The following is a 25,244-nucleotide window of genomic DNA, read 5'->3' on the forward strand; positions in this document are numbered from 1 at the left end:
TGGGATGAATAACTCGCGTACCGGCAGAGTATAGTGAACCCGGCGCGCAACCGGGAATAATCATTAAAATATTGTGATAAATCTTCAAAAACCGTTTTCTTTGCGCTCGATATTGCGCTCGATGCGCGCCAGCGCCTGGCGGCAGCGCATCAGTCTCCCCTCCAGCGCCGCCAGCTCGTGCTGCAGCTTTTGCTGCGCCGCCAGCGTGGTCTGGCGCCCCAGCAGGCTTTCCCGATCCTGAATCATGCCGATCAGCCGGCGTTCGTAGTCCTGATGCTCTGCCAGCTTGTGGTACAGATCGGCCTCGGGGGCTTCTTTCGGCTGGTTCTTGCGCCGCAGCGCCTGGGTTGCCAGCTCGCGCTGCAGGGCGGCGATCTGAGCCACCAGTTTTTCGGCCAGAAAAGCCACCTGGCTGGTGCGGCTGTCATTAGCGGCGCTTTGCAGCTGGGCGAAATTCTTCTCCACCTCGGCCAGGTAGTCGCGCAGCCGCGTGCCGCGATTGGCGAACAGGGCGGCGTCGAAGCGCGCCTGCGGGATTGGCACATCGCCGCGCGGGGTCACTTCGGCCGCCAGCGCCGCGATCTGCTGTGCCAACACCTGTAATAGACGCTGAGTGCTCACATAAGCTCCCTCTTGATTTCAACAGGCGTAAGCTTGCCCGCGATCCTGCCGTGAAACAAGCGCCGCACGCATATTCCGCCGGCGCGGCGCCGATGCTACAGTAGGCGGCAACCGATTGAGGAGCGAAGAGCCGCATGACGCGTGGGTTATTGATCATTTTAGGCTGGCTGGCGGTGGTGCTGGCAACGTTGGGCGTGGTGCTGCCGCTGCTGCCGACCACGCCGTTCCTGCTGTTGGCCGCCTGGTGCTTCGCCCGCTCTTCGCCGCGCTTTCATCACTGGCTGCTGCACCGCTCCTGGTTCGGTCCCTACCTGCGCCACTGGCAGCAGCATCGCGCGCTGCCGCCGGGGGCGAAATGGAAGGCGGTGCTGGTGATCGTGCTCACCTTCGCCTGTTCGCTGTGGCTGGTGAAAATCTGGTGGGTGCGCGGGCTGTTGCTGCTGATGCTGGCCATTTTGCTGACCTTTATGCTGCGCCTGCCGGTTATTGACCTGTCGCAACAAAAACAGCGCTGATTGTGCCTTAAACTCCCCAATAGCTTTCAAGCCGCAGCCAGGCGACAAACGCAGGCATCCCCGGGAGCTTACTTAGGTAAGTGACCGGGGGGAATGCGCGCAGTCAACAACGCTGCGGGTTGAAAGATGCAGGGGAGAGTTGCATTTGTCCGCCAGTTTGCATAGATTTGGGCGTTTTCGTGCGCGGATCGCCTGCCATTTCTTCTCCGGTGTGTTTCACCCGGGGGCGGTGGGTGAGCGGCGCGCCGGTTTTCAGGCAGTTTTATCAGGCAACAATTATGACCGCTACTGCGCAGCAGCTTCAGTTTATTAAAGACAGTATCAAAACCATCCCGGATTATCCGAAGCCGGGCATCCTGTTCCGCGACGTGACCAGCCTGCTGGAAAACCCGTTGGCCTACGCCGCCAGCATCGAGCTGCTGGTTGAGCGCTATCGCGAAGCGGGCGTGACCAAGGTGGTGGGTACCGAAGCGCGTGGTTTCCTGTTCGGCGCGCCCGTCGCGCTGGCATTGGGCGTCGGTTTCGTGCCGGTACGTAAACCGGGCAAACTGCCGCGCGCCACGCTCAGCGAAAGCTATGAGCTGGAGTACGGCACCGACAAGCTGGAGATCCACACCGACGCCATCACCACGGGTGACAAAGTGCTGGTGGTGGACGATCTGCTGGCGACCGGCGGCACCATCGAAGCGACCACCAAACTGATCCGCCGCCTGGGCGGTGAAGTGAAAGACGCCGCGTTCATCATCAACCTGCCGGATCTGGGCGGGGAAGCGCGTCTGAACAAGCTGGGCATCGACTGCTACTGCCTGGTGGACTTCGCCGGCCATTGAGGCGGCATCGCCCCTTGGGCACAACGGCCTCGCGGATCGCCGCGGGGCTGTGTTAGCATGACCCTCCAGATTCCTCGACTTCTCCGGTATTAATGAGCTATCAGGTTCTCGCCCGTAAGTGGCGCCCTCAAACGTTCGCAGACGTGGTCGGCCAGGAACATGTCCTGACCGCGCTGGCCAACGGCCTCTCGCTGGGGCGGATCCATCACGCCTATCTGTTCTCGGGCACCCGCGGCGTGGGGAAAACCACCATCGCGCGCCTGCTGGCCAAAGGCCTGAACTGTGAAACCGGCATCACCGCCACGCCGTGCGGCCAATGCGACAACTGCCGCGAGATCGAGCAGGGGCGCTTCGTCGATCTGATCGAGATCGACGCCGCTTCCCGAACCAAGGTGGAAGATACCCGCGATCTGCTGGACAACGTCCAGTACGCGCCGGCGCGCGGCCGCTTCAAGGTCTACCTGATCGACGAAGTGCACATGCTCTCGCGCCACAGCTTCAACGCGTTGCTGAAGACGCTGGAAGAGCCGCCGCCGCACGTCAAATTCCTGTTGGCCACCACCGATCCGCAAAAGCTGCCGGTGACCATTCTCTCGCGTTGCCTGCAGTTCCACCTCAAGGCGCTGGACGTCGATCAGATCCGCCAGCAGCTGGAAACGGTGCTGACGGCGGAGCAGATCACCAGCGACGCTCGCGCGCTGCAGCTGCTGGCGCGCGCCGCCGACGGCAGCATGCGCGATGCGCTGAGCCTGACCGATCAGGCGATCGCCATGGGGCAGGGGCAGGTGACCGCCGCCACCGTCAGCCAGATGCTCGGCACGCTCGATGACGAGCAGCCGCTGGCGATCCTCGAAGCGCTGGTCAGCGCCGACGGCGAAAAGGTGATGGCGCAGGTCGCGCAGGCCGCTTCGCGCGGCGTGGACTGGGAAAACCTGCTGGTGGAGACGCTGGCGCTGCTGCACCGCATTGCGATGGTGCAGCTGCTGCCTTCGATGCTCGACAACCACTACGCGGCCGTGGAACAACGGCTGCGCGAGCTGGCGCGCACTTTGCCGCCGGCCGATGTGCAACTTTACTACCAGACGCTGCTGGTGGGCCGCAAAGAGCTGGCCTATGCGCCGGATCGCCGCATGGGGGTTGAGATGACCCTGCTGCGCGCGCTGGCGTTTCACCCGAAAGCGGTGATCCCGGAGCCGGTGGCGTTGGTGCAGACCGCGCCGGCGCCGATGGCGCAGCCGCAGGCCGCCGCAGCGCAACAGCCGCCGCAGTTTCAGGACGCGCCGCCGCCGCTAGGGCAGCCGGCCGCGCCACCGCGACAATCATCGACCCCATTACCGGATGCCACCGCCCAGCTGTTGAAAGCGCGGTCCCAGCTGCAGCGGCAGCAGGGAGCATCCACACCAAAAAAGAATGAGCCGGCGGCGCCAGGAATAGCGCGGCCGGCAAACTCGGCGCTGGGGCGTTTGGCTTCCGTGACCGAGCGTAGCCAGCAGCGTCTGGCAGAGAAGAAGGTGCCGGAAAAACCGGCCAAGCCGGAAGCCTATCGCTGGCGCGCGCAGACCGAGCCGGAAGCGGCGCCGGAACCGCTGGCGACGCCGAAAGCGCTGCGCACGGCGTTGGAGCACGAGAAAACGCCGGAGCTGGCCGCCAAGCTGGTGGTGGAGTCGCTGGAGCGCGACGCCTGGGCGGCGGAAATCGACAGGCTGAAGATCCCGAAACTGGTGCAGCAGCTGGCGTTGAACGCCTTCAAGCAGCAGCCGGAAGCGGGCAAGATTTGCCTCCATCTGCGGTCTTCGCAGCGTCATCTGAATTCGCCTTCGGCGCAGAAGACGTTGGCCGAAGCGCTCGGTGAGCTGTACGGCAGCCCGATCGAGCTGACCGTGATAGAGGACGATAATCCGGCGGAGCGCACCCCGCTGGAGTGGCGACAAGCCATCTATGAAGAAAAGCTGGCGCAGGCGCGCCAGTCCATCGTTGCGGATACCCATATTCAGACGCTGTGCCGGTTCTTCGACGCGGATCTGGATGAAGAGAGTATCCGCCCCCTTTAAACGCCGCGCGAGGTGCGCGGCCCTAGCGACGAGAGACGACTATGTTTGGTAAAGGCGGTCTGGGCAACCTGATGAAGCAAGCCCAGCAAATGCAAGAAAAAATGCAGCAGATGCAGGAAGAAGTCGCCAAATTGGAAGTGACCGGCGAATCTGGCGCGGGCCTGGTGAAAGTCACCATCAACGGCGCGCACAACTGCCGCCGCGTGGAGATCGATCCTAGCCTGATGGAAGACGACAAAGACATGCTGGAAGATCTGATCGCCGCCGCGTTTAACGACGCCGCGCGCCGTATCGAAGAGACCCAGAAAGAGAAAATGGCCTCCGTCTCCAGCGGCATGCAGTTGCCGCCTGGCTTCAAGATGCCGTTCTGATGCAAACCAGCCCGCTCCTTGAATCCCTGATGGAGGCGCTGCGCTGCCTGCCGGGCGTCGGCCCGAAATCGGCGCAGCGCATGGCGTTTCAGCTGCTGCAGCGCGATCGCAGCGGCGGCATGCGCCTGGCGCAGGCGTTGACGCGCGCGATGTCGGAAATCGGCCACTGCGCCGACTGCCGCACCTTCACCGAGCAGGACATCTGCACCATCTGCGCCAATCCGCGCCGTCAGCAAAACGGCCAGATTTGCGTGGTGGAAAGCCCGGCGGATATCCACGCCATCGAGCAGACCGGCCAGTTCGCCGGGCGCTACTTTGTGCTGATGGGCCATCTGTCGCCGCTGGACGGCATCGGGCCGGGCGATATCGGTCTCGATCGCCTGGAGCAACGGCTGGAAAAGGAAAGCATCACCGAAGTGATCCTCGCCACCAACCCGACGGTGGAAGGGGAGGCGACCGCCAACTACATCGCCGAGATGTGCGGCCAGTATGGCGTGCTCGCCAGCCGTATCGCCCACGGCGTGCCGGTGGGCGGCGAGCTGGAGATGGTCGACGGCACCACGCTGTCGCATTCGCTGGCCGGGCGTCACGCCATCAAGTTCTGATGTTTTCCCGGACGGGGCCATTCGGCCCCGTCGTTTTTTTGCCAAAAATTTCCCGCCGTCCGCTTGAAAAACAAGACCCTGACCCTCATCTGATCCTCATTGTTCGATTTTGGTAGCCATTGTCTTTGAGGTAATCAATGAGTATGAAAGGTCAAGAAACCCGCGGGTTCCAGTCTGAAGTAAAACAGCTGCTTCATTTGATGATCCATTCGCTGTACTCCAACAAAGAAATTTTCCTGCGTGAGCTGATTTCCAACGCCTCTGACGCTGCCGACAAGCTGCGCTTCCGCGCCCTGTCCGCACCAGAGCTGTACGCCGGCGACGGCGAGCTGCGCGTACGCTTGTCCTTCGATAAAGAGCAGCGCACCCTGACCATCGCCGACAACGGCATCGGCATGCGCCGCGAAGAAGTGATCGAAAACCTCGGCACCATCGCCAAGTCGGGCACCAAAGCGTTCCTGGAATCCATCGGTTCCGACCAGGCGAAAGACAGCCAGCTGATTGGCCAGTTCGGCGTCGGTTTCTACTCGGCGTTCATCGTGGCGGATAAAGTGACCGTGCGTACCCGCGCCGCCGGCGCTGCCGATGATGAAGGCGTGTTCTGGGAGTCCGCCGGCGAAGGCGACTACACCATCGCCGACATCACCAAAGAGACCCGCGGCACCGAAATCACCCTGCATCTGCGCGAAGGCGAAGATGAGTACCTCGACGCCTGGCGCCTGCGCTCGGTGATCGGCAAATATTCCGATCACATCGCCCTGCCGGTGGAGATCGAAAGCAAAAACGAAGAAGACGACACCGTCACCTGGGAGAAGATCAACAAGGCGCAGGCCCTGTGGACCCGCAGCAAGGCTGACGTGACCGACGAAGAGTACAAAGAGTTCTACAAGCACATCGCCCATGATTTCACCGATCCGCTGAGCTGGAGCCATAACCGGGTGGAAGGCAAGCAGGAGTACACCAGCCTGCTGTATATCCCGGCGCAGGCGCCGTGGGACATGTGGAACCGCGATCACAAACACGGCCTGAAGCTGTACGTGCAGCGCGTGTTCATCATGGACGACGCCGAGCAGTTCATGCCGAACTACCTGCGCTTCGTGCGCGGCCTGATCGATTCCAACGATCTGCCGCTGAACGTGTCGCGCGAGATCCTGCAAGACAGCCGCGTGACGCAAAACCTGCGCGGCGCGCTGACCAAGCGCGTGCTGCAGATGCTGGATAAGCTGGCCAAAGACGACGCCGAAGGCTACCAGAAATTCTGGCAGCAGTTCGGTCTGGTGCTGAAAGAGGGCCCGGCGGAAGACAACGGCAACCAGGAAGCGATCGCCAAACTGCTGCGTTTCGCCTCCACCCACGGCGACAGCTCGGCGCAGACCGTGTCGCTGGAAGAGTACGTCGGCCGCATGGCGGAAGGGCAGGAGAAGATTTACTACATCACCGCCGACAGCTACGCCGCCGCCAAGAGCAGCCCGCACCTGGAGCTGTTCCGCAAGAAAGGCATCGAAGTGCTGCTGCTGTCCGATCGCATCGACGAGTGGATGATGAGCTACCTGACCGAGTTCGACGGCAAGCCGTTCCAGTCGGTCAGCAAAGCGGATGAAACGCTGGATAAACTGGCGGATGAAACCGAAGAGCAGAAGGCCGCCGAGAAGCAGCTGGAACCGTTCATCGAACGCGTGAAAACCCTGCTGGGCGAGCGCGTGAAGGATGTGCGCCTGACGCACCGCCTGACCGATACGCCGGCGATCGTGGTGACCGACGCCGACGAAATGAGCACCCAGATGGCCAAGCTGTTTGCCGCCGCCGGTCAGCAGGCGCCGGAGGTGAAGTACATTTTCGAGCTTAATCCCGAGCATGCGCTGGTCAAACGAGCATCCGATGTGGGCGATAACGAACATTTTGCCGAATGGATCGACCTGTTATTGGATCAGGCGCTGCTGGCTGAACGCGGCACGCTGGAGGATCCGAACCTGTTCATCCGTCGCATGAATAAGTTGCTGTCCGCCTAAAGCTGAAGATATGCGCCCTTAACGGCACCGTTAGGGGCGCATTGCCGATTTTTCCCCGCTTTTTCTCGCCTTTTGCTTGCCCGCTTTTTTGCACATTCCGCAATCGATTTCCTTCGCGCGCCTTGAGCCTGCCCCCCCTGAAATGGTATCGTTGAGCGTTTTCGCAATTTTATAAAAACTACATAGCAAGGGGATTTACGCAATGCGTATCATTCTGCTGGGCGCTCCGGGCGCTGGTAAAGGTACTCAGGCTCAATTCATCATGGAGAAATACGGCATTCCGCAAATCTCCACCGGTGATATGTTGCGCGCAGCCGTGAAGGCCGGCAGTGAACTGGGCAAGCAGGCGAAAGAGATCATGGACGCCGGCAAGCTGGTGACCGATGAGCTGGTGATCGCGCTGGTCAAAGAGCGCATCGCTCAGGAAGATTGCCGCAAGGGCTTCCTGCTGGACGGTTTCCCACGCACCATTCCGCAGGCTGACGCGATGAAAGAAGCCGGCATCAACGTGGACTTCGTGCTGGAGTTCGACGTGCCGGACGAGCTGATCGTTGACCGCATCGTTGGCCGCCGCGTGCACGCGCCGTCCGGCCGCGTATACCACGTGAAGTTCAATCCGCCGCAGGTGGAAGGCAAAGACGACGTGACCGGCGAAGAGCTGACCACGCGCAAGGACGATCAGGAAGAGACCGTGCGCAAGCGCCTGGTGGAATACCATCAGATGACCGCGCCGCTGATCTCTTACTACAGCAAAGAAGCGGCAGCGGGTAACACCCAATACCGCAAAATCGACGGCACCCGCAAGGTCGCCGAAGTGAGCGCAGAGCTGGCGACCATCCTCGGTTGATCGCAAGCGGATTGTGCATGACGCCGGGCCTGTGGCCCGGCGTTTTTTTTTGCCGTTTTCCCGCCAAATTGTGATCGCGGCGGCTTGTTGCGGCCGTGCCCATTAATCGCCCGCGCCAAATGGCGTATAACAAGCCTGCGTTTTCACCCTCAGCAGGGAGCCGGGCATGCTCAGACAAACCAATCTTCTGGCGGAAGCCACCGCGCGCCAGATCGTCCAGCGGGCGATGGGCATCATCAGCCATTCCGTCAACGTGATGGACAGCAACGGTGTGATCATCGCCTCCGGCAACCCGCAGCGCCTGTTCCAGCGCCATGAAGGCGCGGTGCTGGCGCTGGCCGAGAATCGGGTGGTGGAAATCGACCGCGCCACCGCCGAGCATCTGAAGGGTGTGCGGCCCGGCATCAACCTGCCGTTCAGCTTTCGCAACCAGCGGGTGGGGGTGATCGGCATCTCCGGCGAACCGGCCGAGGTGCGCGCCTACGCCGAGCTGGTGAAGATGGCGGCGGAGTTGATGGTGGAGCAGGCGGCGCTGCTGGATCAGCACCAGTGGGAAAAGCGCTACCGGGAAGAGCTGGCGAACCAGCTGCTGCAGCCGCAGCCGAACACCGCGTCGCTGCAAGCGATGGCGGCGTATCTGGGATTGGATCTGCGCCAGGCGCGCATCGTGTGGATCGTCGAGCTGCAAGAGGCGCAGCCGCACCTGCTGCGCGAGCTGCTGGCGGAGCTGGAGGCCACCCAGCGCGATGCGTTGATCGCCATTACCGGCTTCAATGAAATGACCCTGCTGCGCCCGGCCTGCATGGCGCAGGGTGAATGGAGCCTGAAGCTGGAACGCCAGCAGGCGCAGCGTTTGCAAAACCAACTCAAACACCGCTTTCGGGTGCGCTTGATCGTCGGCGGTTTTTATGACGATCCGCAAAGCGCCTACCGTTCCAGCCTGACGGCGCGCGCCACCCAGGCGATGGCGCAGCGCCTGAAACTGCGTCACGCCACGCTGTTCTACCACGACTACCCGCTGCCGTCGCTGTTGTGCGATTTGGGGGAGGACTGGCGCGCGCAGGAGCTGGGGCGCCCCTGGCGAACGCTGGGCGAACAGGACGAAAAAGGCGTGCTGCGCGGCACGCTGCGCCACTATTTTTCGCAGAATTGTGATCAGACGCAGACCGCCGCGCAGCTGCATATCCACGTCAATACCCTGCGCTATCGCCTGCAGCGCATCGAAGCGATAACCGGCATGAAAATCAATCAATTAACCGACGCTCTGCGGTTGTATATCGGCATGCTGATGCACGACTGAGTTGTGCCAACCCACAAATTCCACGCCGTTCACCCGGCGATTTTTTGTTGTTTCCCCTCAGGCCAACGCCGGGCGCGCGGGATATGTTGGCCTGCACATCAACCACGGAGAAAACAACAATGACAACCGTATCCACGCTGGGGGCACTGGTGGCGTTAGCCGTCGCCATCGTCCTGATTCTACGCAAGGTGCCACCGGCTTACGGCATGATCGCCGGCGCGCTGGCGGGCGGGCTGTGCGGCGGCGCCGACCTGGTGCAGACCGTAACGCTGATGATCGGCGGGGCGCAGGGCATCACCAACGCCGTGATGCGCATTCTGGCGGCGGGGGTGCTGGCCGGAGTGCTGATCGAATCCGGCGCGGCGCACACCATCGCCGAAACCATCGTGCGCAAGGTGGGTGAAACCCGCGCGCTGCTGGCGCTGGCGGTGGCTACACTGATCCTGACGGCGGTGGGGGTATTTATCGACGTGGCGGTGATCACCGTCGCACCGATCGCGCTGTCGATCGCCCAGAAGGCCGGCATTTCGCGCGCGGCGATCCTGCTGGCGATGATCGGCGGTGGCAAGGCCGGCAACGTGATGTCACCTAATCCGAACACCATTGCGGCGGCGGACAACTTCCACGTGCCGCTCACTTCGGTGATGATGGCCGGCATCGTGCCGGGGCTGTGCGGCCTGGTGGTGGCCTATCTGCTGGCGCGTCGCCTGAGCGATAAAGGCAGCAAAGTGATGGCCGAAGAGCTGACTCAGCATGCCGAAGGGGCGCGGCCGGGCTTCGCTGCGGCGATCAGCGCGCCGCTGGTCGCGATCCTGCTGCTGTCGCTGCGGCCGATCGCCGGTATCGCCGTCGATCCGCTGATCGCGCTGCCGGCCGGCGGGTTGGCGGGCGCGCTGCTGATGGGGCGTATCCGCCAGTGCAATCATTTTATGGTCTCCGGCCTGTCGCGCATGGCGCCGGTGGCGATCATGCTGCTCGGCACCGGCACGCTGGCGGGCATTATCGCCAACTCGGCGCTGAAGGATGTCTTGATTAACGGCTTAACGCACACCGGGCTGCCGGCCTGGCTGCTGGCGCCGCTGTCCGGCGCGCTGATGTCGATGGCGACCGCATCGACCACCGCCGGCACCGCCGTGGCTTCCGGGGTGTTCAGCTCTACGCTGCTCGAACTGGGTGTGAGCGGGCTGGCCGGTGCGGCGATGATCCATGCGGGCGCCACGGTGCTGGATCACCTGCCGCACGGCAGCTTCTTCCACGCTACCGGCGGCAGCGTCAATATGGCGGTGCACGAGCGGCTGAAGCTGTTGCCGTATGAAACGCTGGTGGGATTCACCATCGCGACGATCTCGGCGCTGATGTTTGGCGTATTTAACCTGGCGGGATAAGGAACAGTGATGAAAACGCTGAAAAAAGTGGTTATTGCCCCGGATTCTTTCAAAGAGAGCCTGAGCGCGCTCGGCGTTGCCGACGCCATCGAGCGGGGATTCCGCCAAATTTATCCGCAGGCGCACTACGTGAAGCTGCCGATGGCAGACGGCGGCGAAGGCACGGTGGAGTCGATGGTGGCGGCCACCGGCGGCGAAATCGTCCAGGTGACGGTCACCGGGCCGCTGGGGGAGCCGGTGCAGGGGTTCTATGGCCTGCTGGGCGATGGCGCAACCGCAGTGATTGAAATGGCCGCGGCTTCCGGGCTGCATCTGGCACCGCCTGGCCGGCGCGATCCGCGCATCACCACCAGTTACGGCACCGGCGAACTGATGCTGGCGGCGCTGGAGCGCGGCGTGAAGGCGATCATTCTCGGCATCGGCGGCAGCGCCACTAACGACGGCGGCGCCGGGATGATGCAGGCGCTGGGCGTTAAATTGTTGGATAAGGATCGCCGGCCGCTGCCGGTGGGCGGGGCGGCCCTGGCGCAGCTGGCGCACCTCGATCTCGCCGGGCTTGATGCGCGTTGGCAACGGGTGAGCGTAACCGCCGCCTGCGACGTCGATAACCCGCTGTGCGGTGAAAAGGGCGCCTCGGCGGTGTTCGGGCCGCAGAAGGGGGCGACGCCGGAGATGGTGGCGCAGCTCGATGCGGCACTGCATCACTATGGCGAACTGCTGGAACGGGAAACCGGCCGCGCCGTGCTCACCCAGCCGGGCGCGGGGGCGGCGGGCGGCATGGGGGCGGCGTTGCTCGGCATGCTCAGCGCGCGCTTGCGGCCGGGCATCGAGATCGTCACCGAAACCCTGCGTCTGGATGAGGCGGTGCGCGATGCCGATTTGGTGATCACCGGCGAAGGGCGGCTGGACAGCCAGTCGATCCACGGCAAAACGCCGATCGGCGTGGCGCGGGTGGCCAAGCGCTACGGGGTGCCGGTGATCGCCATCGCCGGCAGCCTGACGCCGGATTACCAGGTGGTGCATCAACACGGCATCGACGCGGCGTTTTCGGTGCTCGACCGCATCGTGACGCTGGAAGAAGCGCTGGCGGACGCCGATCGCAATCTGCAGGTGACGGCGCGCAACGTGGCGGCGGTGTGGCAACTGGCGCAAAGGGAAGGCCCACAGGCATAGCCTGTTGCTGTTATCGGTTTCGACGCAGGACTTTTCCGTTACAATAGCCGGCATTAATGGCTGCTGACATCCCGACCCAGAACGGAATGCCGGCCGGAAAGGAAATGAGGGGAACTGAGATGAAGCAAGAGAAACACGGCGTATTGCTGGTGAACCTGGGCACACCAGATGCGCCGACCTCGTCGGCGGTCAAACGCTATCTGAAGGAATTCCTCAGTGACGATCGCGTGGTCGATACGGCGCCGCTGATCTGGTGGCCGATCCTCAACGGCGCGATCTTGCCGATCCGTTCGCCGCGCGTGGCGAAGCTGTATCAGTCGGTGTGGATGGAAGAGGGCTCGCCGCTGTTGGTGTACAGCCGCCGCCAACAGCGGGCGCTGGCGGCGCGCATGCCGAATACGCCGGTGGAGCTGGGCATGAGCTACGGCTCGCCGAGCCTGGCGGAAGCCATCGACAAGCTGCTGGCGCAGGCCGTGACCAACCTGGTGGTGCTGCCGCTCTATCCGCAATATTCCTGTTCCACCAGCGCGGCGGTATGGGATGGCGTGGCGCGGGTGCTGAAAGGCTATCGCCGTTTGCCTTCTGTGGCCTTCATCCGCGATTACGCCGAACATCCGGCCTACATCGCCGCGCTGCAGCAAAGCGTGGAGCGCTCGTTCGCCGAGCACGGCCAGCCGGATCGGCTGGTGCTGTCGTTCCACGGTATTCCCAAACGTTATGCGCGCCTGGGCGACGACTACCCGCAGCGCTGCGAGGACACCCTGCGTGCGCTGAGCGCCACGCTGCCGCTGGCGCCGGAACGCGTGATGATGACGTACCAATCGCGCTTCGGCCGCGAGCCGTGGCTGACGCCGTACACCGATGAGACCCTGAAGGGGCTGCCGGCGCAGGGCGTGAAGCACATTCAGCTGATTTGCCCCGGTTTCTCGGCGGACTGCCTGGAAACGCTGGAAGAGATCAAAGAACAGAACCGCGAGATCTTCCTCAAGGCCGGCGGCGAGAAGTTTGAATATATCTCGGCGTTGAACGACGAGCCGGCGCATATCGATATGATGCAGCAGCTGGTGGCGCAGCGCCTGTAATCATCCATAATCTGTCTATTAGATGCATCGTGATCGGGCGGGGATGTGTTAACATTCTCCGCTTGTTAAACCGTCACCACCGCCAATCACATGAAATTTCCTGGTAAACGCAAGTCCAAACACTATTTCCCGGTGAGCGCCCGCGATCCGCTTCTGCAGCAGGCCCAGCCCGAAAGTGAAATCAGCACCTCGTATATCGTCGGCATCGATCAGACGCTGGTGGATATCGAGGCGAAAGTGGACGACGCTTTTGTCCAGCGCTACGGCCTGAGCCTGGGCCACTCTCTGGTGATCGAAGACGACGTCGCCGAGGCGCTGTATCAGGAACTGAATGACAACAACCTGGTTACCCATCAGTTCGCCGGCGGCACCATCGGCAATACCATGCACAACTATTCGGTGCTGGCGGACGATCGCTCGGTGCTGCTCGGCGTGATGTGCAGCAACGTGAAAATCGGCAGCTATGCCTACCGTTACCTGTGCAATACCTCCAGCCGTACCGATCTTAACTATCTGCAGGGCGTTGATGGCGCCATCGGCCGCTGTTTCACGCTGATTGGCGAGAGCGGCGAGCGCACCTTCGCCATCAACCCGGGCCAGATGAACCAGCTGCGCCCGGAAAGCATTCCTGAAGAGGTGATCGCCGGCGCGTCGGCGCTGGTGCTGAGCTCTTATCTGGTGCGCTGCAAGGAAGGGGAGCCGATGAAGGCCGCCACCCTGCAGGCGATCGAATACGCCAAAAAACACGACGTGCCGGTGGTATTGACGCTGGGCACCAAGTACGTGATCGCCGACAACCCGCAGTGGTGGCGCGACTTCCTGAAGGAAAACGTGACGATTCTGGCGATGAACGAAGACGAAGCGCTGGAGCTGACCGGGCTGAGCGATCCGTTGACCGCCTCGGACATGGCGCTGGAGTGGGTGGATCTGGTGCTGTGCACCGCCGGGCCGAACGGCCTGTATATGGCGGGCTACACCGAAGAGGCCAACAAGCGCCAGACCCAGCACCCGCTGCTGCCGGGGCATATCGCCGAGTTCAACCGCTACGAATTCAGCCGCGCCATGCGCCGTGAACACTGTGAAAATCCGCTGCGCGTTTATTCGCACATCGCGCCGTATATGGGCGGGCCGGAGAGGATCATGAACACCAACGGCGCCGGCGACGGCGCGCTGTCGGCGTTGCTGCACGATATTGCCGCCAACGGCTATCACCGCCATAACGTGCCGAATTCCAGCAAGCACGTGCGCAGCTACCTGACTTATTCCTCCCTGGCGCAGGTGTGCAAATACGCCAACCGCGTCAGCTACCAGGTGTTGAACCAGCATTCGCCGCGCCTCACCCGTGGCCTGCCGGAGCGGGAAGACAGCCTGGAAGAGTCCTACTGGGAGCGTTAACCCGCTGAAAAAGAAAAGGTCCGGCAATGCCGGACCTTTTTTGTGCGCCGTGGCGCTTCAGATCGGACAGCCGCCCATTTTTTCTTCTTCGCTCAGGGTGTCCAGCTGCAGGATGTTCAGCATGCTGTTGGCGATCTCCCGTTCGCCCATCACTACCTGATTAGCGCCGCGATCGGTGATGTAGGCCACTTCGTCGTCGTAGTGGGCGCGGGCGATGATCTCGATGTTCGGCCGCTTGGCGCGCGCCGAGGCGACGATCTCGCCGGCCTCATAGCCGTTGGGGATGGTCAGCAGCAGCCAGCGCGCGCAGTCGAGCCGCGCCAGATCCATCACTTCCGGATTGGCGGCGTTGCCCAGCACCGTCTTGATGCCCTGTTCGCGCAGCGCTTCCACCCGTGGGCGGGAGTTCTCGATCACCACCAGCGGAATGCCCGCCTCGGCCAGTTTGCCGCCCAGCAGGCTGCCGACGCGGCCGTAGCCGACCACCAGCGCGTGGTTGCACATGTCCACCGGGATCTGCTTCTCTTCTTCCACCGCCTCTTCGAGAATTTGCTCTTCGATGGTTTCGGTTTTGGCCAGATAGCGCTCCAGCAGGGTGAACAGCAGCGGGTTGAGCATGATGGACAGAATGGCGCCGGCCAGCACCAGATTGCGCCCGTGTTCCGACATCATGCCGAGCGCGATGCCGAGGCCCGCCAGAATAAAGGCGAATTCGCCGATCTGCGCCAGGCTGGCGGAAATGGTCAGCGCGGTGCGCTTGGAATGACCGAACATTTTCACCAGCAGGAACGCGGCGGCAGATTTGCCGAACACGATGATTGCCAGCGTCGCCAGCACCGCCAGCGGTTCGTTAATCACGATCATCGGATCGAACAGCATGCCGACCGAGACGAAGAACAGCACCGCGAACGCGTCGCGCAGCGGCAGGGTGTCGTGCGCCGCACGGTGGCTCAGTTCGGACTCGTTCAGCACCATGCCGGCGAAGAAGGCGCCCAGCGCGAAGGAGACGTCGAACAGCTTCACCGCGCCGTAGGCGATGCCGAGCGCCAGCGCCAATACCGCCAGGGTGAACAGCTCGCGCGAGCCGGTGCTGGCGGTTTTCGACAGGATCCACGGCACCAGGCGGCGGCCGACCACGATCATCAACGCAATGAAGGCGATGACCTTACCGATGGTCAGCGCCAGCTCCATCAGCAGCTGGCTGCTGCTGGCGTTGTCGTTGCCCAGCATATTGCCGAAGGCGGGCAGCAACACCAGCGTCAGCACCATCGCCAAATCTTCGACGATCAGCCAGCCGATGGCGATTTGCCCGCGCTGGCTGTCGATCAGCTGCCGTTCCTCCAGGGCACGCAGCAGCACCACGGTGCTGGCGGTGGAGAGGCAGAGGCCGAACACCAGACCGGAGATCAGATCCCAGCCGAGCAGCTTGGACAGCCCCATACCGAGCAGGGTAGCGACGGCTATCTGCGCCACGGCGCCGGGAATGGCGATAGATTTTACTGCGAGGAGGTCTTTCAAAGAGAAGTGCAGGCCAACACCGAACATCAACAGGATAACGCCGATTTCCGCCAGTTCCGGCGCCAGTGAGGTATCGGCGACGAAACCGGGGGTGAACGGGCCGGCGAGCACCCCTGCGGCCAGATACCCCACCAGAGGGGAGATGCGCAGGCGGTTCGCCAGCATGCCGAGGAGGAAGGCGAGTACTAACCCTCCGACGATGGTGGTGATGAGCGGTGTTGAATTATGCATCCATACTCCTTCTGGCTATGCATCGCGGCACGGGAGAAACGCAACAAAGTTACGAAAAGATACATTTAGTTTATTGCATTTGTTCGCGGCTTGCTTGGCTAATTTGGCCTTTTTTGTAAAAAAGCAGAGGATTTCACTTAAGGCGCGGCAATGAGGAGATTTTGTGTCAGATAAGCCAAATAACATTGGTTTATCCGTGGGATAACCCGGATGAATAAATAATGTCATCCGGGCATTCAGCGGGGTTATTGCGCTTTATGCTCCATATTGGGCAGTAGCGCCGTGATAATGCCGATCAGCGGCAGGAAAGCACAGATTTGGTAGACCAGCTCGATACTGGTCAAATCGGCGACATAACCAAGAACTGCCGCACCTAACCCACCCATACCGAAAGCAAAACCGAAGAATAAGCCGGAAACCATGCCGACTTTACCGGGGATCAGCTCCTGCGCATAGACCAGGATGGCGGAGAACGCCGAGGCGAGAATAACCCCGATGATCACCGTCAAAATGCCGGTCCAATACAGGGATGCATAGGGTAAAACAAGGGTAAACGGTGCAGCGCCGAGAATGGAGCCCCAAATAACATATTTACGCCCTATCTTGTCGCCGAGAGGCCCGCCGATAATGGTTCCAGCCGCCACTGCGAACAGGAAGGCGAACAGGTGAATCTGTGCATTCTGCACCGAAACGCCGAACTTATGTATCAGATAAAAGGTGTAATAGCTGCTGATGCTGGCCAGATAGAAGTATTTGGAGAAAATCAGCACCAGCAGGATGCCCAGCGAGTAGGCAACGGTACGTTTTGGCAGCGGTTTCAGCAGCGACGGGCTTTTCGGCTGCCCTTTAGTTGCCCGGTGCTGATGTTGATACCACTTGCTGACCTGTAGCAACACCACGATCGCCAGCAGCGCCGCCAGCGAGAACCAGGCGACGTTGCCCTTGCCGTAAGGCGCGATGATCAGCGCCGCCAGCAGCGGGCCGAGCGAGCTGCCGAAGTTGCCGCCGACCTGGAACAGCGACTGTGCCAGGCCGTGCCGGCCGCCGGAGGCCATGCGCGCCACGCGCGAGGATTCCGGGTGGAAGACCGATGAGCCGGTGCCCACCAGCGCCGCCGCCAGCAGCACCAGCGGAAAGGTGCTCGCCACCGACAGCAGCAGCAGGCCGGACAGGGTAAAGCCCATGCCGATCGGCAGCGAGTAAGGCTGCGGGTGTTTATCGGTGTAATAGCCAATCAGCGGCTGCAGCAGCGAGGCCGTCAGCTGATAGGTCAGGGTAATCATGCCGATCTGCACGAAGCTGAGGTGAAAATCGGCTTGCAGGATCGGGTAAATCGCCAGGATCAGCGACTGGATCATATCGTTGAGCAGGTGAGACACGCTGATGGCGCCAAGGATGGAGAAGGCGGTTCCCTTCACCGCGCTGCCCTTGGCGGGCGGCATCGCGCTTTGGCTACTGTCGGTCATATTATTATTAGCCTGATAAGTTGTTGAGCACAGAGATGACATCTTAGGCAGGGCGCTCAATTTTTACCATATCTGAAATAATTAGACTCACATCGCAAAAATTTGAAATCAGCTGTCATTAATTCGCGCTACAATTTCGCCCTCATCATAAAAGCCATTTAATACACGGAGATCCGCCATGCGCTTTTCGCTGAAAACCACCGCATGCGCGTTGGCCGTTTCCCTGACGTTGCTGTCGGGGGCTGCCAGTGCCTGGGAAAAGGATAAGACCTACGCCATCACCATTCTGCACACCAACGATCATCACGGTCACTTCTGGCAGAACGATCACGGCGAATACGGCCTGGGCGCGCAGAAAACGCTGGTGGACGGCATTCGTCAGGAAGTGGCGGCGCAGGGCGGCAGCCTGCTGCTGCTGTCGGGCGGCGATATCAACACCGGCGTGCCGGAATCGGACCTGCAGGACGCCGAGCCGGACTTCCGCGGCATGAACCTGGTGGGTTACGACGCGATGGCGATCGGCAACCACGAATTCGACAACCCGCTGAGCGTACTGCGCCAGCAGGAAAAATGGGCGACCTTCCCGCTGCTGTCCGCTAACATCTATCAGAAAAGCACCGGCCAGCGGCTGTTCAAGCCTTACGCCTTGTTCGACAAGCAGGGCATCAAGATCGCGGTGATCGGCCTGACGACCGACGACACCGCCAAGATTGGCAATCCGGAATACTTCACCGACATGGAGTTCCGCGTGCCGGCGCAGGAAGCGAAGCAGGTGGTGGAGCAATTGCGCAAGGACGAGAAGCCGGACGTGATCATCGCCGCTACCCACATGGGGCACTATGACAACGGCGAGCACGGCTCCAACGCGCCGGGCGACGTGGAGATGGCGCGCAGCCTGCCGGCCGGGTATCTTGACATGATCGTCGGCGGCCACTCGCAGGATCCGGTGTGCATGGCCGGCGACAACCGTAAGCAGGTGGATTATGTGCCGGGCACGCCGTGCTCGCCGGATCGCCAGAACGGCACCTGGATCGTGCAGGCGCATGAGTGGGGCAAATACGTGGGCCGCGCCGACTTCGAATTCCGCAACGGTGAGCTGAAGCTGGTGCATTATCAGCTGATCCCGGTGAACCTGAAGAAGAAGGTGGAGAAGGCGGACGGCACCAGCGAGCGCGTGTATTACACCCAGCAGATCGCGGAAGATCCGACCATGATGAAGCTGCTGACGCCGTTCCAGGAGAAGGGCAAGGAGCAGCTGAGCGTGAAGATCGGCAGCGTTAACGGCAAGCTGGAGGGCGATCGCAGCAAGGTGCGCTTCGTGCAAACCAACCTGGCGCGGGTGATGTTGGCCGCGCAGAGGGAGCGCGCCGATGCCGACTTCGCGGTGATGAGCGGCGGTGGGGTGCGTGATTCCATTGAAAGCGGCGATATCACCTACAAAAACGTGCTCAAGGTACAGCCGTTCGGCAACACCCTGGTGCATGTCGATATGAAAGGCCGCGAGGTTGAGCAGTACCTGGCGGTAGTGGCCAACATGAAGCCGGATTCCGGCGCCTACGCCCAGTTCGCCAACGTCAGCCTGGTGGCGGACGGCAAGGGCGTCAGCGAGGTGAAGATCAACGGCCAGCCGCTGCAGGCGGATAAAACCTACCGCATGGCGACGCTGAACTTCAACGCGCTGGGCGGCGACGGCTATCCGAAGCTGGACGGGCTGCCGAGCTACGTCAACACCGGCTTTATCGATGCCGAGGTGCTCAAGCAGTACATCGAGAAACACTCGCCGCTGGATGCGGCGGCTTATGAACCGAAGGGCGAGATCGTTTATCGCTAATCGCCACCGCAGCGGCCTGCTCCCCATGGGCAGGCCGCCTGTTTTCCCGCCGAAATCCTCCTTCAAACGCACGCAAAAGTCGCCGCCGCCGCCTTCCAATGATAGCCTGAGCAACAATTTGGTTTTGATAACGCAAGCAGGGAGATGACATGTTGAAAACCGCAGGCTGGCTGCTGCCCGCCATCCTGGCGCTGGCGGGGTGTTCGTCATCCGGCCAACGCCATGAGCAAACGCTCAGCCAGGCGCTGGCGGCCATCGGCCAAGACAAGGCGCTGGTTGGCGCGTCGAGCGGCGTGATGGTGCGTGATGCCGACAGCGGCACCGTGCTGTATCAGGCGCACGCGCAGCAGCGCCTGGCGCCGGCTTCCAACATGAAGATGTTCACTTCTCTGGCGGCGTTCGGCGTGCTGGGGGCGGATTACCGGTTTGAAACCCGGCTGCTGACCACCGGCGAGCAGCGCGGCGACACCTTGCAGGGGGATCTCTATCTGCAGGGCAGCGGCGATCCGACGTTGCACCCTGACGATCTCGACACCTTCGCCGCCACGCTGGCGCAGCGCGGCATTCGCCATATTCATGGGCGGCTGATCCTGGACGCCAGCGCGTTCGATCAAACGCCCTTCGGCGCCGGCTGGAGCTGGGACGACGAACCCTTCGCTTTCGGCGCGCCGATCTCGGCGCTGAACTACGCCTTTACCCCCGCTGGCGATATCAACGTGGTGCGGGTGGACGTGCAGCCGGGTGCCCGCGCCGGTGCGCCAGGGCGGGTGGGTTTCTATCCCGCCAATGACGCGGTGACGCTGGTCAACCGCACCACCACCGGCGGCGACACCGCACTGACGTTCGATCGCCAGCCGGGCAGCAACCGAATCGTGGTCAGCGGCACCATCGCCGCGCAGGCGGAGACCCGCTCGCGATTGATCACCGTCGATCAACCGGCCCGCGTGATCGGCGCCTTATTGCAACATGCGCTGCGCGCGCATGGCATCACGCTGCGCGGTAACGCGGAAGAGGGCGTGACCCCTGCCGATGCCCGGTTGCTGGCCGAAAAAACCTCGCCGCCGCTCTCCCGCCTGGCCGTCACCTTCCTGAAGGTGTCCAACAACGGTTACGGCGAGGTACTGACCAAGGCGATGGGCCGCAAGACGCAGGGCAAGGGGGATTGGGCCGCCGGCCTGCAGGCGATCGGCCAGTTTGTGCAAAGCCAGGGCATCGCGGCCGGCGCGTACCGTCAGGTAGACGGTTCCGGGCTGTCACGCATGAACCAGATCACGGCGCAGCAGCTGACGACGCTGCTGCTGGCAGCCAGGAAACAGCCGTGGTTTGCCGCCTGGTATAACGCCTTGCCCATCGCGGGCCAGCCGGGGTTGCTGGTGGGCGGTACGTTGCAGAGCCGCATGGTGAAGACGGCGGCGGCGGGCCGCGCCCACGCCAAGAGCGGCTCCATGACCGGGGTCTCGTCGCTCAGCGGCTATGTCGACTCGGCGACCGGACGGCCGCTGGCGTTCGCCATCATCAGCAACAACTATCTGGTGCCCGGCGCGGAGGTGAAGGCGCTGGAGGACCGCCTGGTCGAGACGCTGGCGGCCTGTGACGCCACGGTAGTGTGCCGCTGAGCGCGCGGCGTCAGTCGCGCTTGGCGATGTCGGCGAAGCTGCCGGCCAGCAGGCGGCACAGATCGGCGGCGGCCAGCTCGATGTCCAGCCCGCGTTTGCCGCCGGAAACGTAGATGGTGGCGAACGCTTGCGCCGGGCTGTCGATCACCGTCGGCAGCCGTTTTTTCTGCCCCAGCGGGCTAATGCCGCCCACCAGATACCCGGTGACGCGCTGCGCCAGCTGCGGATCGGCCATCTCGGCCTTTTTGGCGCCGAGGGCGCGGGCGACCTTTTTCAGATCCAGCTGGGTGGCGACCGGCGTGACCGCCACCGCCAGGTGTTTGGCGTCGCCGTTCAGCGCCACCAGCAAGGTTTTGTAAACCCGATCGGCATCCAGCCCCAGCTTTCTCACCGCTTCGTCGCCGAAATTAGTTTCGTCGCTGTCGTGGTGATACGGATGAAGGGTAAAGGTGACCTTTTGTTTTTCGAGCAGAACGACTGCGGGCGTCATGATGTGTTGTCCAGAATGCCCCCTGCGGGGGAAGGGTGATAACCAGCTTTAAAAATACAAAAATCCGACCTGCCCGGCAACCTGAGCGGCTGTTACATAAAGCGGGTTGCCAAGATATTCACCGGGTTGCTACCCTGTTTACTGTAACCGTTAACACGGTTGCTATGCGTATAACTAGAATACAAGAAATTCCTCTTTGACTGGCCAATAGCGATATTGGCCTCTTTTTTAGCCCTGCGGCTGCAGCATCGCCGGCAGGTTATCCTCGCCGTACAGGTGCAATGCGCCAACCGCCACCACATAGTCCCCGGCCGGCAGCGCCTCCAACTGACGCCGCCAGTCGCGATTGCGCTGATGCATCAGCACGTCGTACAGCCCGGCGCTGAAGGTGGCGGGCAGGGTGTCCAGCGTGCCGCGCGGTTTGGCGTCCAGCCACCAGCTCACCATGGTTTGCAGCAGCCGCGCGTTGGTGTGCCAGTGCTCCAGCGTATCGCGCAGCAGCGCAATGCCACCTTCCGGCAGCTGTTCCAGCATCGCCAGCTGCTGCTGCGCCCCTTCCAGCTCGATCACCGGTTTGTCCTGCGCCCGGGCGGCCTGCAGCAGCTGATAGTCCACGCCGTACTCTGCCCGCAGCCCCAGACGCTGAGCCTGGCGCGCCTGCATCATCAGCGCGACCTGCCAGCCGGGCAGGGTGGCGAAGGCGTATGGATCGGCGCCCAGCTCATGGCACAGCGCCAGCAGCCGTTGATATTCTTCGGCGGACAGGCGCTGTTCCAGCGCCGGCTGCAGCTCGGCGTGGTCGAAAGGCGAGGCGGAATCGGTGATATCGGCTTCGACGATCAGCGCGTCGGCCTGTTGCAGCCGGGCGGCGAGCCGGGGCGGCAACGGCGACATATCGACGGTGCCCATATGGATGCTGCCCACCAGATGCAGCCGACGATCGCCCGGCAGAGTGATGTCCAACGCCGGATAAGCGTAACGTTTGGGCGAGATCAGGCCGAGAAAGGCGGCGAGGCGGCGTAACAGTTGACCCATACGGCGTGGCTCCTGAATAACGGGTGCGCGTTTCAGCATGAAAGGCGAGGGAAAATCGTCATTCATGCTAAACGCTATCCGCCGCGCAGGAAAGCCCGGAAAACAGCGGGGCGCCATGACGGCGCCCCGGCGATCACTTCCTGGGTTTAAAACGCAGCAGCCGGTTGGCGTTGCTGACTACGGTAATCGACGACAGCGCCATCGCCGCGCCTGCCACTACCGGGCTAAGCAGCGTGCCGGTCAGCGGGTAGAGCACGCCCGCGGCGATCGGGATACCCAGCGTATTGTAGATAAAGGCGCCGAACAGGTTCTGCTTCATGTTGCGCAGGGTGGCCTTCGACAGCGCTACCGCATCCGCCACGCCGTGCAGGCTGTGGCGCATCAGGGTGATGGCGGCGGTTTCGATGGCGATGTCGCTGCCGCCACCCATCGCGATGCCCACGTCGGCCTGCGCCAGCGCCGGGGCGTCGTTGATGCCGTCGCCGACCATCGCCACGCGCTGGCCCTGCGCCTGCAGCTGCTTGATCGCCGCCGCTTTGCCGTCCGGCAGCACCCCGGCAATCACCCGATCGATGCCTGCTTCTTTGGCGATGGCGTTGGCGGTCACCGGGTTGTCGCCGGTCAGCATCACCAGCTGATAGCCCTGCTGGTGCAGGCGCTGCAGCGCCGCGACGCTGTCCTCGCGCAGCGGATCGCGAATGGCGAACAGTGCGGCCGGTTTACCGTTAACGGCCAGCAGCACCGGCGTCACGCCGCGTTCGGCCTGGGCGCGCATCGGCGCTTCCAGTTCGGCGGTCGCAACCTGATGCTGCTCCAGCAGCGCGGCGTTGCCCAGCAGCACCGGCACACCGTCGATCTCCCCGCTGACGCCGGCGCCGCGCAGGGTGCGGAACTGCGCGACCTGCGGCAGCGTTTGCCCGGCGGCGCGTTCCATGATGGCGCGTGCCAGCGGGTGGTTGGAACCTTGCTCCAGCGCGGCGGCCCAGCCGATCGCCTGCTGCTCGCTGACCTGATTGAAGGTCAGGATCTCTACCACCTGCGGCTTCCCTTCGGTCAGGGTGCCGGTTTTGTCGAACACCAGGGTGTCCAGCTGGCTGGCCTGCTGCAGGGCGTCGGCGTCGCGTACCAGCACGCCGAACTCCGCCGCGCGGCCGACGCCGGAGATGATCGACATCGGCGTCGCCAATCCCAATGCGCACGGACAGGCGATGATCAGCACCGTGGTGGCGATCACCAGCGTATAGACCAGCTGCGGCTGCGGGCCGAAGAAGTACCACATCGCTGCGCTGAACAGGGCGATCGCTACCACCGCCGGCACAAACACCGCCGAGACGCGGTCGGCCAGTTGACCGATCGCCGGTTTACTGCTCTGCGCCTGGCGCACCAGTTTGATGATGCGCGCCAGCGTGGTTTGGCTGCCGATGGCGGCGGCGCGGAACAGCACGCTGCCGTCGTCGACCACCGTCCCGGCATGCACCGTATCGCCGGGGCCTTTCTGCTGCGGCACCGCTTCGCCGGTCAGCATCGCTTCATCGAGCCAGACTTCACCCTGCACGATTTCACCGTCGACCGGCACGCGATCGCCGGTGGTCAGCCGCAGCGTCATGCCGAGCTGCACCTCCGCCAGCGGAATATCGCGCTCGCCGTCGTCGGTTACCAACCGCGCGGTAGGCGGCGTCAGATCCAGCAACCGCTCCAGCGCCTGCGAAGAACGCTGACGGGCGCGCTGCTCCAGCGCATGGCCGAGGTTGATCAAACCGATGATCATCGCGCTGGCCTCGTAATAGAGGTGGCGCGCCTCCATCGGGAAGAAATCGGGCCAAATGTTGACGGCGATCGAGTAAAGCCAGGCGGCGCCGGTGCCGAGCGCCACCAGGGTGTCCATGGTGGCGCTGCCGTTCATCAGCGCGCGCCAGGCGTTGCGGTAGAAGTGCCCACCGGCGAACACCATCACTGCCAGGGTGATGACGCCGACCAGCAGCCAGGGTCGCTGGGTCTCCGGCGTCAGCGTCATGCTGCCGCCGAACAGCCCCCAGGCCATCAGTGGGATACCCAACGCCAGACCCAGCGCCGCCTGCCAGCTAAAGCGCTTCATGTTGGCGCGTGCGGTCTGCTGCTGGCGCTCGCGGCGTTCGGTTTCATCCTGAATCATTTCGGCGCCGTAGCCGGCTTTTTCCACCGCCGCCACCAGCGCCTGCGCATCGGCGGCGCCGGTCACCAGCGCGCTGCGTTCCGCCAGGTTGACGCGCGCATGCTCTACGCCGGGAACGCTTTGCAGCGCCTGCTGCACTTTATTGACGCAGCTGGCGCAGGTCATGCCGCTGAGCAGCAGCTGTACGCTGTCGTCCGCGCCGTCGGTTGCCGGAAGGGGAGATTGCGCCGCTGGCTGAACGTCCGGCAACGAAGGTGTTGCGTCAGTCAACGGCTCAGTTTTTGGGGCGACGGCGCCCGCTACGCTGGCGTGATAGCCGGCATCTTCCACCGCGGCGATCAGCGCCTGCGGATCGGCATCGCCGTATACTTTCGCGCCGTCGATAGCGACATCGGCGGCGAACACGCCCGGCACCGCTTCCAGCGCCTTGCGGGTGGTGCCGACGCAGTGCATGCAGCTCAGGCCGCTCAGCTGCAGTTCGGTATCGGCGTGCGGCGCGACTTCGGCCTGATAACCGGCGGCGATCACGCTGTCGATCAGCGCGCTGTCCGGCGCGTCGCCGGTCACTTTGGCGTAATGCACGTTAACGTCCGCCTGTTCGACATCGCTGCGGCTTTCCAGGGCTTTTTTCACCCGTTGCGCGCAGTTCATGCAGGACAGCCCCTGCAATGCCAGCATAGTGGTGTGTGACATGATTGAACTCCTTGCTTAAAGGGCGGTG

The 25,244-nt window shown here is 62.8% G+C and carries 20 protein-coding genes and 1 other annotated feature; of the genes, 14 read left to right on the forward strand and 6 right to left on the reverse strand.

Annotation, left to right across the window (positions count from 1 at the left end):
* Positions 1-84: 84 nt before the first annotated feature.
* Positions 85-621 (reverse strand): primosomal replication protein PriC, encoded by a 537-nt coding sequence (gene priC, locus ACUXAC_RS17335; protein ID WP_038875000.1) that lies wholly within the window; start codon positions 619-621, stop codon positions 85-87.
* Between the two features lie 134 nt (positions 622-755).
* Here priC and ACUXAC_RS17340 point away from each other — a divergent pair, with 134 nt between their 5' ends.
* From ACUXAC_RS17340 to ACUXAC_RS17395, 12 genes are all read left to right on the forward strand, one after another.
* A complete protein-coding gene (locus ACUXAC_RS17340; RefSeq protein WP_019454167.1) occupies positions 756-1,136 on the forward strand; it encodes a DUF454 family protein in 381 nt (126 codons plus the stop codon).
* Positions 1,137-1,414: 278 nt separating this feature from the next.
* Positions 1,415-1,966 (forward strand): adenine phosphoribosyltransferase, encoded by a 552-nt coding sequence (apt, locus tag ACUXAC_RS17345; protein ID WP_087763293.1) that lies wholly within the window; start codon positions 1,415-1,417, stop codon positions 1,964-1,966.
* A gap of 92 nt (positions 1,967-2,058) precedes the next feature.
* Entirely contained in the window at positions 2,059-4,017 is a 1,959-nt protein-coding gene (gene dnaX, locus ACUXAC_RS17350) for a DNA polymerase III subunit gamma/tau (protein WP_060423453.1), read from the forward strand.
* Positions 3,350-3,414, forward strand: a sequence feature (DnaX frameshifting element). It overlaps the preceding gene by 65 nt.
* A gap of 41 nt (positions 4,018-4,058) precedes the next feature.
* A complete protein-coding gene (locus ACUXAC_RS17355; RefSeq protein ID WP_025301790.1) occupies positions 4,059-4,388 on the forward strand; it encodes a YbaB/EbfC family nucleoid-associated protein in 330 nt (109 codons plus the stop codon).
* Positions 4,388-4,993 (forward strand): recombination mediator RecR, encoded by a 606-nt coding sequence (gene recR, locus ACUXAC_RS17360; protein WP_025301791.1) that lies wholly within the window; start codon positions 4,388-4,390, stop codon positions 4,991-4,993. Before ACUXAC_RS17355 ends, recR begins: the two co-directional genes overlap by 1 nt.
* A gap of 143 nt (positions 4,994-5,136) precedes the next feature.
* Positions 5,137-7,002, forward strand: a complete 1,866-nt coding sequence (gene htpG, locus ACUXAC_RS17365) for a molecular chaperone HtpG (RefSeq protein ID WP_049199924.1) — start codon at positions 5,137-5,139, stop codon at positions 7,000-7,002.
* A gap of 202 nt (positions 7,003-7,204) precedes the next feature.
* Positions 7,205-7,849: an adenylate kinase gene (gene adk, locus ACUXAC_RS17370; RefSeq protein ID WP_004940261.1), complete on the forward strand. Its 645-nt coding sequence runs from the start codon at positions 7,205-7,207 to the stop codon at positions 7,847-7,849.
* A 166-nt stretch (positions 7,850-8,015) separates the two neighbouring features.
* The gene (locus ACUXAC_RS17375) at positions 8,016-9,149 is read left to right on the forward strand and encodes a sugar diacid recognition domain-containing protein (RefSeq protein ID WP_060423460.1); all 1,134 of its coding nucleotides are present in this window, start codon (positions 8,016-8,018) and stop codon (positions 9,147-9,149) included.
* Between the two features lie 119 nt (positions 9,150-9,268).
* Positions 9,269-10,534, forward strand: a complete 1,266-nt coding sequence (locus tag ACUXAC_RS17380; RefSeq protein WP_149571623.1) for a GntP family permease — start codon at positions 9,269-9,271, stop codon at positions 10,532-10,534.
* 9 nt (positions 10,535-10,543) lie between these two features.
* Complete coding sequence (locus ACUXAC_RS17385) at positions 10,544-11,707, forward strand: glycerate kinase (RefSeq protein WP_197756892.1); 1,164 nt, start codon at positions 10,544-10,546, stop codon at positions 11,705-11,707.
* Between the two features lie 119 nt (positions 11,708-11,826).
* Positions 11,827-12,789, forward strand: a complete 963-nt coding sequence (hemH, locus tag ACUXAC_RS17390; RefSeq protein WP_197756894.1) for a ferrochelatase — start codon at positions 11,827-11,829, stop codon at positions 12,787-12,789.
* A 90-nt stretch (positions 12,790-12,879) separates the two neighbouring features.
* A complete protein-coding gene (locus tag ACUXAC_RS17395; RefSeq protein WP_049199930.1) occupies positions 12,880-14,184 on the forward strand; it encodes an inosine/guanosine kinase in 1,305 nt (434 codons plus the stop codon).
* A 57-nt stretch (positions 14,185-14,241) separates the two neighbouring features.
* Here ACUXAC_RS17395 and ybaL read toward each other — a convergent pair whose 3' ends face one another.
* The gene (gene ybaL / locus ACUXAC_RS17400; RefSeq protein ID WP_004940247.1) at positions 14,242-15,933 is read right to left on the reverse strand and encodes a YbaL family putative K(+) efflux transporter; all 1,692 of its coding nucleotides are present in this window, start codon (positions 15,931-15,933) and stop codon (positions 14,242-14,244) included.
* A gap of 245 nt (positions 15,934-16,178) precedes the next feature.
* Positions 16,179-17,399 (reverse strand): MFS transporter, encoded by a 1,221-nt coding sequence (locus tag ACUXAC_RS17405; protein WP_049272288.1) that lies wholly within the window; start codon positions 17,397-17,399, stop codon positions 16,179-16,181.
* A 178-nt stretch (positions 17,400-17,577) separates the two neighbouring features.
* Between ACUXAC_RS17405 and ushA the strand changes: the two genes are divergently transcribed.
* Both ushA and dacB read left to right on the forward strand, forming a co-directional pair.
* Positions 17,578-19,230 carry a bifunctional UDP-sugar hydrolase/5'-nucleotidase UshA gene (gene ushA, locus ACUXAC_RS17410; protein ID WP_087763297.1) on the forward strand — a complete coding sequence of 551 codons (1,653 nt, stop codon included), beginning with the start codon at positions 17,578-17,580 and terminating at the stop codon, positions 19,228-19,230.
* Positions 19,231-19,379: 149 nt separating this feature from the next.
* Positions 19,380-20,846, forward strand: a complete 1,467-nt coding sequence (dacB, locus tag ACUXAC_RS17415; RefSeq protein WP_421115149.1) for a D-alanyl-D-alanine carboxypeptidase/D-alanyl-D-alanine endopeptidase — start codon at positions 19,380-19,382, stop codon at positions 20,844-20,846.
* Positions 20,847-20,856: 10 nt separating this feature from the next.
* Here the strand turns inward: dacB and ybaK are convergent, their stop codons facing one another.
* From ybaK to copA, 3 genes are all read right to left on the reverse strand, one after another.
* The gene (gene ybaK / locus ACUXAC_RS17420; protein WP_049272291.1) at positions 20,857-21,336 is read right to left on the reverse strand and encodes a Cys-tRNA(Pro)/Cys-tRNA(Cys) deacylase YbaK; all 480 of its coding nucleotides are present in this window, start codon (positions 21,334-21,336) and stop codon (positions 20,857-20,859) included.
* A gap of 228 nt (positions 21,337-21,564) precedes the next feature.
* On the reverse strand, positions 21,565-22,371 hold the full coding sequence (locus tag ACUXAC_RS17425) for a TraB/GumN family protein (protein ID WP_060423470.1): 807 nt from the start codon (positions 22,369-22,371) through the stop codon (positions 21,565-21,567).
* A 133-nt stretch (positions 22,372-22,504) separates the two neighbouring features.
* Complete coding sequence (gene copA / locus ACUXAC_RS17430; RefSeq protein ID WP_100396201.1) at positions 22,505-25,216, reverse strand: copper-exporting P-type ATPase CopA; 2,712 nt, start codon at positions 25,214-25,216, stop codon at positions 22,505-22,507.
* Positions 25,217-25,244 lie beyond the last annotated feature (28 nt).

It is taken from the genome of Serratia sp. 121840015-1 (assembly GCF_053627655.1).